The sequence below is a fragment of the Vibrio wakamikoensis genome, from assembly GCF_050337275.1.
Classification (GTDB): domain Bacteria; phylum Pseudomonadota; class Gammaproteobacteria; order Enterobacterales; family Vibrionaceae; genus Vibrio; species Vibrio chaetopteri.
Genome location: NZ_JAKJST010000036.1, coordinates 46,461 through 58,167 on the forward strand (window position 1 = coordinate 46,461; position 11,707 = coordinate 58,167).

The following is an 11,707-nucleotide window of genomic DNA, read 5'->3' on the forward strand; positions in this document are numbered from 1 at the left end:
GGTCGCCTACTACTGCATTAAGAATGAGTATTAACGATAACGAATCGCGGTGTCTTTCGCAATTTGCACGATCACTTTTACCGCTAACTCCATGCCTTGAACAGTAATAAATTCATGAATACCGTGGAAATTATAACCACCTGTAAACAGGTTTGGACAAGGTAAGCCCATGAACGACAAACGAGCGCCGTCGGTACCACCACGAATTGGCTTAATGTTTGGCTTCACCTCGCAGCGTTCCATAGCCTGCTTAGCAATCTCGATAATGTGTGGATGTGGCTCTACCATTTCGCGCATGTTCGAATAGTTATCTGTGATGGTTAAACTCACCTTATTACCCTGAGCATTAAACGTGGCCACCTTATCTTCTAGGTAGGCTTTTTTGCGTGCCAATTCGTCTTTGTCAAAATCACGCAAAATGTAGTGCAGTGATGAGTCCGTCAAAGACATTTGTGCATTATGAAGGTGATAGAAACCTTCATAACCAGACGTGCACTCTGGTGTTTCCTCAAGCGGCATATCCGCGTGGAATCGTGCTGCTGCGGTCATAGCATTGACCATTTTACCTTTTGCTGTACCTGGGTGGACAGACACTCCTTTAAACTCAACGAGCGCCGCCGCTGCATTGAAGTTTTCATATTCAAGCTCACCTACCGGACCGCCATCTACGGTGTACGCCCATTTAGCAGCAAACTTATCGACATCAAACAAATCAGCACCGCGACCGATTTCTTCATCAGGAGTGAAACCTATTTTAATGTCACCATGGGGGATCTCTGGGTTTGCCATCAGGAACTCAACCGCAGAGATGATCTCGGCTATTCCCGCTTTATTGTCTGCTCCAAGCAATGTAGTGCCATCGGTCGTAATAATATCGTGACCATGCAAAGCGTGCAGATCGCGATACTGAATTGGTGAAAGCACCACATCACCCTTTCCAAGCGCAATATCACCGCCTTGATAGTTTTCTACCAACTGAGGTTTAACATCTTTGCCAGAAGCGTCTGGCGCCGTATCCATATGGGCGATAAAACCAATCGCTGGGATATCAGCCTCTACATTCGATGGCAAGGTCGCCATGATATAACCATTAGCATCCAGCGTGACATCGGATAAACCCAATTCGATCAGTTCTTGTTGCAGAAATCGAGCAAACTCAGTTTGGCCTGGTGTGCTCGGGCATGTTGCCTGCGACGGGTTAGATTGCGTGTCGAACGTGACATATTTGAGAAACCTGTCGATAAGACCTGTCATAATTTTCACCTTTATAGTGGTTGTGAACCCAAGTCATCTCATAATACGGATCGAAGCCAGTGGAATGTTGCGATGAATCAGTTTTATCTGATTTGACGAGCATTTTGTAAGGTCAATATAAGCCCAAACACTAATCCGTAGCTAGCCCTGAAACAAAGGGATACGCCCAATACACTACGCCCCACCGATTCAAATTAAGGGGGATGTGATTGATAGTCCAGCCTGAAATAATGATGTTAAGTTAACGTAGAGAAGATGAGATTAGACACTATGAAGCGTCCACATTTTGTTTCCACGCCTATTTTTGTTTCAGCTCTAGTCGCTGATAAAAAAGTGACAACAGCTACCAAGAGTGGCCTGGCAACCCAAACAACGCTAGCAAGTCCGCTCGAGCGTGAGCGAGTCGCATTAGTTAAACAACGACAGCAACGTGGTGGCTTCAGCGCTTAGTTTTGCTTACGCCAGATACAAAAAAAGCACCTGTCAAAGGTGCTTTTTATCATGCTTGTTTTATCGGTTAATGCCGATATCACGCTGCATGTGGCCAGATAGCTCGTTCGCGTAGTAAGTTGTTTCAACTTCACCTTTGCCGAACAGAATATCTAGTAAGTGTGCAATCAATCCTTTGAAGTTTACCGCGTAGGTCTTCTTATCCATAGAGGGTGCGATAGCGATGGTTTCGATGTTCACTGCTTGTGCCATGATTGCCTCTCTTGAAATTTGGTAACTCGTTGTTGTTGGTGACAATATTAGGCAAAAAAACGCTGTTTAAAAAATGACAAAATTTGGTATTTCAGATTAGATTTTCTAATAAAACAAATCTTTAACAACCTCTATATGCACCTATTTATTTGTGGTGAATTTTTATACCCAAAACAAACGATTTGGTGAATAAAAATTCCATACAGCACTCTATAAGTATAATTTGTTAGAAAAATGATAAACGAAAACCTCCCAAAAAATGGGAGGCTTTACGCATTTACCGTTAGCTCTATTTATTAACAAGCTTGAGCTGTTGTTTTTCTTTGTACAGTGATGCAATTGATGCCGCTGTCATGGTGAATAAAATCACACACAAGGAGAACCAAGTTGGAATTTCCCAAGGCGATCCTACCAATGCCATCTTGATACCGATGAATATCATAATGAACGACAGAGCAGGTTTGAGATACACAAATCGATTCATCATCCCTTCAAGAACAAAATAGAGCGAACGCAGCCCAAGCAGAGCAAACACGTTTGCTGCGAACACCAAGAATGGTTCACGGGTCACAGCAAAGATCGCCGGGATAGAGTCGAGCGCGAACAAAATATCCATAAAGGCAATCACACCTATTACCACCAGCATAGGGGTAAACACTCGCTTGCCATTTTCAACAATCGACAAGCTATTGCCATGATACGAGTCCGTCACCGGCAACAGTTTTCTAATCAATCGCTCTGGAAGTGGATTGATCTCATCGTCACCATGGTCACGCGCTAGTTGAATACCCGTCCAAATCAAGAAAGCGGCAAACAGATACATGACCCAGTGGAACTGAGCAAGCAACTGAGCACCGACACTGATCATGATGGCACGCAATACCAACGCACCAATCACACCCCACAGTAGCGCACGCGGACGCAAGTGCTGAGGTACAGAGTACTGGTGAAAGATGATAGCGAATACAAATAGGTTGTCGACGCTGAGCGATTTTTCAAGCAAATAGCCAGTTAGAAACGATACCATTGCTTTTTCTGCGCTGTAATCGTTGTCTGGCGCGTACACATGCCAAAATAGATAGATGGTTGCAGCAAACACGAATGCCAAGACAAACCAAAAACCGCTCCAAATCGCCGCTTTGCGAATGGTAATTTGACCGCCGCGAGTCTGATAGATATCCAATGCGACTAACACAAGAGTCAGCAGCAGGAAGCCAAGATAGATAGATGGGCTCATAAGTCCTCCGGGCGGAAAGACGGGACTGTTTTAGACGACCTTCCGCAAACCAATAACACACCAGCACACGAATGCACTGAGCCTTTGATTGCGTTGGTCTCGTCAAAGCGTTATGAAAACACTTATATTTGCCGGATAAGTTGATTGCTATAACAGCACTAACTTAACGAGATGACGACAAATAAACGGGTGACTACTCCCCAAAACGAGGCGATTGTAGGGTGAGATGAGAATGCTGTCTATAAGAAAAACCCAAAAAACGAAAAAGCCAGCATAATTAAGGATGCTGGCTTCACGTCTTGGTATGTAAAGTATTGATTATGCTTTATCTTTGCTCGTCGCTTTCTGGTTCGTTTCTTTCCAGTACTGAATACGACAACGATGCAGTTGTGCACGTCTCATCTTTTTCATGGTTAACTCCTTCTAAACTTTACGCATCTCACGTTACGTTTCTTATGTAACAGTGAAATGACAACCGTAAGACCGTTGTGTGACACTCTGTGAGTAACATCGATGAGCTTGTTGTGTTGAACACACTTGCTCGGCTAACGATTCCAAATCAAATGAATGCGCTCAGCGTCACTGGTCATTAATAGCGTCTTTGTTGCTAACGTATTCTGAATCTCATTTTTCCTGATCCAGGTAAACTGTTGGGACACAAAAGTGGGATGTAAGTTCAAAAATTCAACCAGTTTCTTATCCGCAGTTTGAGCCGTGCCCTGATTGATCAATTCTTCGACAGTGAGTATTTCATCACCAATTTTGACCTCAACCAAGTGATAGCTGTCTTTGCGCAAAGCAGTTTGAACATACGTAAAGTGATAAACGCTAAAAGGAAAAGAGTAGTTAACCTCGGTGACTTTACCTTCTGAATCGACCGCAATAACCACATCAAGCTCAATGCCACGATAGCTTTGCTCAAAAGCACAAAACGTCTCCCGCTCTACTTCTCCACAGTCATAAAGCTCTGTAAGACTCTCAACATCAGCAAGCGTCTTGATGGGCTGTAGACCCGCAACATATTGACTCGGCCAAAGCTCAATAGCGAGGACGTTATGGCTAAAGGCAAGCAGCAGTAAGGCGAACAATGGCTTCATTTCAATCTCACGGGGTTAACTCTGATACCCAAGACTAGCAAGATATTCCGCTGCTCCCCTCCTCCCCCTGAATTACGCCCACACTAAGGTCATTTTGTGAGCAGGCGCAAATTCTAAGGCGTAGGCGATGAGAAGGATGTGACTGACATGGATACGTTTTATATTAGCCTCGGAAAACTACAAAAAATGGAATGAGCATGAAACAAAAGACCCTACTTGCTTGCATGCTACTAGCCTCGCCTGGGCTGCTAGCATCACCTAATATCACGGTTTCAACTTCAACCACCAGCCGTGACTATCCTATTACGGCAGATGAGCCGTTGGTGATACCACTAACCAAAGATAAATACCAATTAAAAGTGTCGGGCATTGATGGCACTTGCGATCATCAACTGCCTAGCAAAATTAAGTTCAATACACCGATTCCTCTGTTGTGTGGCGAAGACTCGGTTCTGCCTCTCAACATCCGCTTTACCGGAGATTACTCTTTTAGCTACGACGAAGAAACGAAGTCTTTAGTCTTCAAAAGACAACCCAAGAAAGTCGCTAAGAAAGAGTTCAAACGCCCCATTCCTAATGTTCAATGCGAAGCATTACCAAACGAGGCACAGACCATTGCTGTCGGTGATACCTATGCCGATGGTACTAAGCTAAAAGATGTCTTCACTGGAGATATAGTCACGGTAAATGGCGGCAAAGTGACGGTTGTGCCAAACGCGGTATCCGGTGGTTTGACTCTACTAGAGCCTGTCGAAACGATTGACCAGTCTGATGCCCTAAACTATCGCAATGCCAACATCTACTTTGTGATGGTAGATAGATTCAACAATTCCAATCCGGGTGAGCCGCAGCCATATGGGCGTCAATCTGATGGTAAAGACAACATCGGCACTTTTCACGGCGGGGATCTAAATGGCATCACCGAAAAACTCGATTACATCCAATCTCTTGGCACCAATGTAATTTGGCTATCACCGATTGTGGAGCAAGTGCATGGATTTGTTGGCGGCGGCGACAGCGGTTCATTCCCATTCTATGGCTACCATGGCTACTGGACTCGTGACTTCACCAAGATCGATGAAAGCTTCGGTAACGACGATGACTTAAAACGCCTCATTGATGAAGCACACAAACGCGGCATCAAAGTGTTGCTGGATGCAGTCATTAACCACCCTGGCTATTCAACACTCGCCGACCTTCAATATGATGACCTAAATGTACTCAAGCCAGAGCACCAGTTACCAACGATGTTTGCCAAGTGGCAACCCAAACCCTCTGAAAACTGGCACAGCTATCACAGCAATATCGACTACCAAAGCGAAGAATGGAGTCAATGGTGGGGAGCGGATTGGGTTCGTACCGGTTTGCCAGGCTACGAAAAACCAGGTTCGAGTGACATTACCCTATCGCTCGCAGGCCTTCCTGACTTTAAAACCGAGTCCACTAAAGCAGTAACCCCTCCGCAGTGGCTGCTTGATAATCCCGGAACTCGTGTTGCCAAACACGATAATTACACCGTCGCCGATTATCTGATTGAATGGCAAACGGATTGGGTAAAACGATTTGGTGTTGACGGCTATCGTGTCGATACCGTGAAACACGTAGAAGGCGAAATTTGGAAGAGGCTAAAAGCACAAGCCACGCACAGCCTAGAGCAATGGCGAAAAGACAACAATCAATCCGGGCAACCTTTCTGGATGATGGGTGAAGTCTGGGGACACAGTGCGTATCGCAGCCCATATTTTGACGACGGCTTCAATGCACTCATCAACTTTGATATGCAGAAGAAGCTGGATAAAGGCGCCGCGTGTTTCAGCCAAATGGCGGACACCTACCAAAGTTACGCCAACTCAATTCAAGAGTCGGAAGACTTTAACCCAGTAAGCTACATGTCTTCTCATGATACCGAGCTTTTCTTCAGCCGTTTCAAAGACTACACCATGCAGAAAAACGCGGCGAATGCTCTACTTCTAAGCCCAGGTGCGATTCAGGTGTATTACGGTGACGAAGTAGGTCGAAATATTGGCCCATATGCCGACGACTTCCACCAAGGCACCCGCTCAGACATGGTGTGGACACTAAGTGATGATAAGAAAGCGTTGCTCGAACATTGGCGAACTGTTGGTCAATTCAGAGACCGTCATCCGGCTGTTGGTGCAGGTAAACATACTGAGATTGCTAACGACAAGGCTTATGTGTTCTCTAGAGAGCTTGATAAAGACAAGGTGATTGTTGCTTATTTTGGTAAGTAGTGGTCTCTAATAAGCGTAGAAACGAAGCTAGGTTGGCCTTGTCCTTTTCTGCGGTTTTGAACTAACAAATGAACTCAAGCGCCTCAATAGACAGTCTCTCTGGATCTATTGAGGCGTTTTTTGAAGCCGAAAGTACTTTCATGATACTTCGGCATTGAGTAATGTCAGTTGATTGGACGTTAGTACGCTAGGTCCCAGTTTTCGTCATTCCGCACTCGATGCGGAATCTACCCAACGCGCACTCCTAACCTTCAAGGTTCAAAGTCAGCGTCTGAGCGTAGCTTCTAGCTCGTTATTGGACAGAAGTCAGTTAGAGCACCAACTCAAAATGGATATTTTCAAAATATCTAAAGTAATGAAAATTGCGAAATAGGGTGCAGAAAGGCAACTCGAAATCATTTCTCCATTTAGTCATACGCAACAATGGCTCTTCTTTCTCATACCGCTACCTGTTCTTGTCGATACCAACGGTTAAATTGCTCTATCTTCATTGGCCGCGCTATCGCATAACCTTGGGCAATTTCACATCCTACTTCCAATAACAACTCCTTTGCTTCCCAATCTTCTAAACCTTCTGCCACAACCGTTTTGTCGAAGGTTGAGGCCAAACTCATCACAGCCTTCAAAAGCCCCCAATTCTTACTATCTTTTTGCAAGCCAATAATAAAGCTCCTATCGACTTTCAACACGTCAGCGGGAAGATCTCTTAAATAAGAGAGGGTTGAATAGCCAGTTCCAAAATCATCAATTGCCACACTCACCCCAAACGACTGACAACGCTCAATCACCGCCTGAGCTCTTTCTACCAGTTCTAGAGCACTCGATTCAAGAATTTCTATCTGCACATAGCTTGGAGGAACCTTATATTGATACAATAGCGCTCTTAGGCGACTGGTAAAATTGATATCATCCAATTGATAGCTAGATACGTTAATAGACAATTGTATATCCATGCCACATTTCATCCACTCGGACACTTGATGAACGGCTTGAGTCATTACCCAGTCACCAATCTCACATTGTAGCGCGGGAGTTTCTATATCAAACAAAAATTGCTCGGGGGTTAACACTCCTTTATCGGGGTGATTCCAACGAAGAAGGGCTTCTGCTCCTATCAGCTCATTGCTTCTCAGGTTCATTTTTGGCTGAAAGTATAGTTCCAGCTCATTTTCAGAAACGGCTTGTTCCAACTGTCGCTTTTTAGCATGTCGTTTTCGCTTACTTCTATCATGCTCAGGGTTAAAGAATGACATACTATTCCCCCCCTGCAGTTTCGATTCATACATAGCTAGGTCAGCTTGTCGAATAAGGTGCTCTATATCTGTGACACTATCCGCCTCCGTCATAGTCACACCAATACTCGCAGAGAAGGGCTGAGGGTGAATCAAATCTGTTTTAAATCTCATCGTAGAAATTATATTGAGTAGCTTTGAAGCGTACGATTTTACTTTAGTTTTATTCCGAACATTATTAAGGATAATAATAAATTCATCTCCCCCCCACCTTACTAGAATATCGTTTGAAGGAATATTTTTACTCAAGGTAGAAGCGAGTAACTTTAGTGCCTCATCGCCAACTTCATGTCCAAAAGAATCATTAATCTTTTTAAACTCATCGAGGTCAATAAACAGAACTGCCATATATCGACCGAATTCATTGAATTTTAGTAACTCACTGACTTTGGTCACCAATAAGTTACGATTAGGCAGTTTCGTGAGGGGATCATAGAGTGCAAGTAACTCTAGTTGCTTTTCTTGCTCTTTCAGGCGTGATATATCTGTAAACAGGGCAACAACGTTAGATAGCTTATCTTGAGAATCCTTAACTGCTGTTAGGCTAACAAGTTCAGGATGAGCTTTACCATCTTTTCTTACGAGCCATAATTCACCACGCCAAAACCCACTTCTTAACACTTTTTGTTTAAGTTCGGCATAGCGAACCTGAGATTCACTTTCATCTATCATTGACTCTAAAGAGTGACCCAATAGTTCTTCTCTACTGTAGTCATTAGCTGAAATAAACGCTTCATTAACTCTTCGAACTAACCCCAAATTATCAAGAATTAAAATACCTTCTCTCGTGTTGTCAAAAACACTCGCTGACATTCTCAATTCTTCTTCTGCATGGCTCTTTTCCGTTACGTCTAGATATGTCCCAAACATCTCTATCGGTTCACCAGTCTTTTCCCATTTCACCACCTGTCCTCGAGCGAGTATCCAAAGCCATTGTCCAGATTTATGTTGAACACGACATTGACATTCATAAACTTCAAGAGAACCTTCAAAGTGGCGCTTTAATTGTTCTTCTGATTGAACAAAATCTTCTGGGTGACAGAGCTTTTCCCAAGTCTTGAAAGTGAGTGGTTCAAGCTCTGCTAAGCGATAGCCGAGCATCTCTGCCCATCTTTCATTAAATTTAACTTCACCCGACTTTATATTCCAGTACCAAGTGCCAATTTTGGTTGCTGCAATAACACTATTCAAATCTCTCTGTTCTTCCAGCAGCTTCATTCGCGTTGCTTTGATTGTTGAAAACATCTGGTTTACAACCCGAATAAAACCATCAATTTCATTATACCCACTGAGCTTCAACTCCTGATTGGGAATGGTATTGACTTCATCAACTTCTAACTGAAGCTTTAAACTCGCTAAGGGTTTCGATACAAACCGTTGTAAAAGAAAATATAATATCGATAAGATAACAGCGTTAAGTATTAGACCTGAGAGTACGGCATGAAAAAGCGACTCATACATCTTATCCTTAATAATGCTATCAGAAACACTGATCTTTACTTTGCCAATCTCCTCACCGTTTGGTGATTCAATAGGCATGCTTGTTATGACAAACTCATCACCAAACAAATAGCCCTTTTCCTCGTCACACTCTGAAATTTCACCATTAACTTTTGTTACACCCGAAACATAGTTATCTCGGTTAATAATTTTGGCGAACTGATTGTCATAAACCACAATAGCTTGGTAATTTCTTTCTCTTGCTTCATTTAAGATGATTTTTTTATATTCATTAATAGCATACGCTTGCATCAAAGGAGCAATATTATTACTCAGTGTAATTAAGCTCATTTCAACTTGTTTATTGATGTGCTTTGAGAGTGCTTGTTTTTCAATTGAAAGAGCAATCGTTGTATAGATAGCTATCACGAGACTGATGCTAAGCATGATAACTAGCATGGTCACTCTAATGAGAGCGACGGACTTGGAAGAAGCGTTCATTTTCCCCATCAGGTTCCTTTCTAATCCAAACCGAGGACATTTCTTTTAATTTCTTCTTCTTGGCTATCAAGGGAGTTTTTGTCCACAGCAAGCACCTTAAGTTCTTGTGTTGATTCAATCTTCGTCCCTTGCCAAAACTCATAAACAGTCTCGACTGAACGCTCTCCTATTTTAAAAGGTTGTTGCATCGCAGCTCCAACAATAACACCCGTTCTGAGCAACTCCAGAAACTCTGGCTCTGCATCAAAACAAATCAACAAAACCTCCTTCCCTTTACCCATTTTCGCGATACCATCAAGAGCAGCTTGATACCTGTTCGAACCTTGTAGCCAAATAGCACGCGTTCTAGGATTTTTTGTTAAGATTTCGATTGTATAATCAAATGTTTCCTGATAACTAAAATCCACTTGCTGATAAAGACCATTAACATCTATACCACTTTCATCAAGAGCAGCAATGAAACCTTGTGTTCTCTGTTGACCATTCACTCTCATCTGGGGAATAGCGATAATACCTACGGTGCCGTCAACACTTGAGCTACGCTCCATCTTAGCTGCAAGCATTTTTCCTAAATCATAGGCTCCTTGGAGATTGTTTGATTTTATGTAGGACAAGTAGTCGCCACTCTCTGCTCCAATATCGGCAATGACAACAGGGATCTGGGCTTGTTTTGCCAAATTAAGCAAGGTCACCGCGGCAGAAGAATTCGTTGGAGACATGATAATGGCATCAGCCTTCATATCGATGGCCAATACAAGATTTTCTAATTCTTGTTTAGCATCATTGTTGGCAGAGAGGACAAGCACGTCGTAATCATAGACGTTTGCTTTCGAAGTAACTCCTCTCCTCATAATTTCCCAAAAGGGTATTCTCAAATCTGAAACAAGATAAACCAGTTGCTTTTCAGACGTTTCTCCATCCATAGAGAGAAAGAGCAAGCATAACACGATCATCTTTTTCATAATGGTCTCCAACCAAACTCTAAGTAAGCAAAACATGTAACGCTGGACTGAGCAACATAGAACTAACATTATTATATTAGTATAAATCAATGTATTGTCTTTACTGCCTTCATAACAAAAGAAACTCCCTATCCCATGTGGTGATCTACCATATTGCGCTTGCGAGGTCGTTCCTAATCAGCTTATGTATCCTCGTCACGCAGAAGACTTACAAAGAAGCACTATCTCCACTTTTCTAGCAAAAAGTCAGCCCATTCTTTCGAAATGAACTTAAAGTCTACTGCTTGTTCATCCCGAGATAGCACCAGATAGTACTCAACTTCACTCCTATCTCTGGGAGTCATTAGCCAATAGGTGATGCTCTGTAGTAAATATATGCTTTTCTTATTTCCATACTTGTTCCTAATTTTCACGCTATACAATAGGCATTCAATATATCGATTAGACCGCATAGCACCAATCAGTTCAGACGATTTTTGTGGGTAAGTTATCTTTTATAAGCAACGGTAAATATCTGTTTTTAATAATAAAAAAAGGCCAACCCTGTAAGAGGATTGGCCTTAAATCATTGAATGTAAATCAATCTAGGAGTGCAACCGACTGCTGTGCAATCACAAATTCTTCATTGGTTGGCAAGCTATTAGTACAGCACACACTTTAAACACATTACAGCTTTCCTCCAACAAACTTTTGGACATAAATGAGTTTCGGCAATTAGACTTTTAGTATCTAATGGATGGACTGAAATAAAGAAAAACCGCCTAACACTGCGCTCAAAATTCATGTTGAAGGTCAAATTACCCGTTACTCAAGGATGAGAAATGAAGAAACTAAATCTATTTGATACGCTCAATGCTGCCTCACTACTGCTCGTCTCTCCGGAATGGCCTAAAGTGAAAGCAGCTCAAAAGCGAGCGCAATCGTTTGAAAACCCTGTTGTCAATATACAACTGGAAATACGAAATATTGC

7 protein-coding genes are annotated in these 11,707 nt (G+C 42.7%); 1 reads left to right on the forward strand and 6 read right to left on the reverse strand.

Going from position 1 to position 11,707, the window contains the following annotated elements:
* Positions 1-30: 30 nt before the first annotated feature.
* The 4 genes from pepT to L4C42_RS20215 all read right to left on the reverse strand — a co-directional run bounded on the left by pepT (position 31) and on the right by L4C42_RS20215 (position 4,290).
* A complete protein-coding gene (gene pepT / locus L4C42_RS20200) occupies positions 31-1,254 on the reverse strand; it encodes a peptidase T (RefSeq protein WP_353499445.1) in 1,224 nt (407 codons plus the stop codon).
* A gap of 510 nt (positions 1,255-1,764) precedes the next feature.
* A complete protein-coding gene (locus L4C42_RS20205) occupies positions 1,765-1,956 on the reverse strand; it encodes a hypothetical protein (protein WP_353499447.1) in 192 nt (63 codons plus the stop codon).
* A 289-nt stretch (positions 1,957-2,245) separates the two neighbouring features.
* The gene (locus L4C42_RS20210; RefSeq protein ID WP_429761668.1) at positions 2,246-3,193 is read right to left on the reverse strand and encodes a TerC/Alx family metal homeostasis membrane protein; all 948 of its coding nucleotides are present in this window, start codon (positions 3,191-3,193) and stop codon (positions 2,246-2,248) included.
* 545 nt (positions 3,194-3,738) lie between these two features.
* Positions 3,739-4,290 carry a hypothetical protein gene (locus tag L4C42_RS20215; protein WP_353499449.1) on the reverse strand — a complete coding sequence of 184 codons (552 nt, stop codon included), beginning with the start codon at positions 4,288-4,290 and terminating at the stop codon, positions 3,739-3,741.
* Between the two features lie 197 nt (positions 4,291-4,487).
* On the opposite strand from L4C42_RS20215, the gene L4C42_RS20220 reads away from it, so the two are divergent.
* Entirely contained in the window at positions 4,488-6,542 is a 2,055-nt protein-coding gene (locus tag L4C42_RS20220) for an alpha-amylase (protein WP_429761669.1), read from the forward strand.
* Positions 6,543-6,979: 437 nt separating this feature from the next.
* Here the strand turns inward: L4C42_RS20220 and L4C42_RS20225 are convergent, their stop codons facing one another.
* Together L4C42_RS20225 and L4C42_RS20230 are read right to left on the reverse strand one after the other, a co-directional pair.
* Entirely contained in the window at positions 6,980-9,784 is a 2,805-nt protein-coding gene (locus L4C42_RS20225) for a sensor domain-containing protein (RefSeq protein ID WP_429761670.1), read from the reverse strand.
* 11 nt (positions 9,785-9,795) lie between these two features.
* The gene (locus L4C42_RS20230) at positions 9,796-10,737 is read right to left on the reverse strand and encodes a substrate-binding domain-containing protein (RefSeq protein ID WP_353499453.1); all 942 of its coding nucleotides are present in this window, start codon (positions 10,735-10,737) and stop codon (positions 9,796-9,798) included.
* Positions 10,738-11,707 lie beyond the last annotated feature (970 nt).

Excerpts from the sequence above, each read along its gene's own strand:
- pepT (WP_353499445.1), bottom strand. The coding sequence starts at position 1,254 with ATGACAGGTCTTATCGACAGGTTTCTCAAATATGTCACGTTCGACACG.
- L4C42_RS20205 (WP_353499447.1), bottom strand. The coding sequence starts at position 1,956 with ATGGCACAAGCAGTGAACATCGAAACCATCGCTATCGCACCCTCTATG.
- L4C42_RS20210 (WP_429761668.1), bottom strand. The coding sequence starts at position 3,193 with ATGAGCCCATCTATCTATCTTGGCTTCCTGCTGCTGACTCTTGTGTTA.
- L4C42_RS20215 (WP_353499449.1), bottom strand. The coding sequence starts at position 4,290 with ATGAAGCCATTGTTCGCCTTACTGCTGCTTGCCTTTAGCCATAACGTC.
- L4C42_RS20220 (WP_429761669.1), top strand. The coding sequence starts at position 4,488 with ATGAAACAAAAGACCCTACTTGCTTGCATGCTACTAGCCTCGCCTGGG.
- L4C42_RS20225 (WP_429761670.1), bottom strand. The coding sequence starts at position 9,784 with ATGGGGAAAATGAACGCTTCTTCCAAGTCCGTCGCTCTCATTAGAGTG.
- L4C42_RS20230 (WP_353499453.1), bottom strand. The coding sequence starts at position 10,737 with ATGAAAAAGATGATCGTGTTATGCTTGCTCTTTCTCTCTATGGATGGA.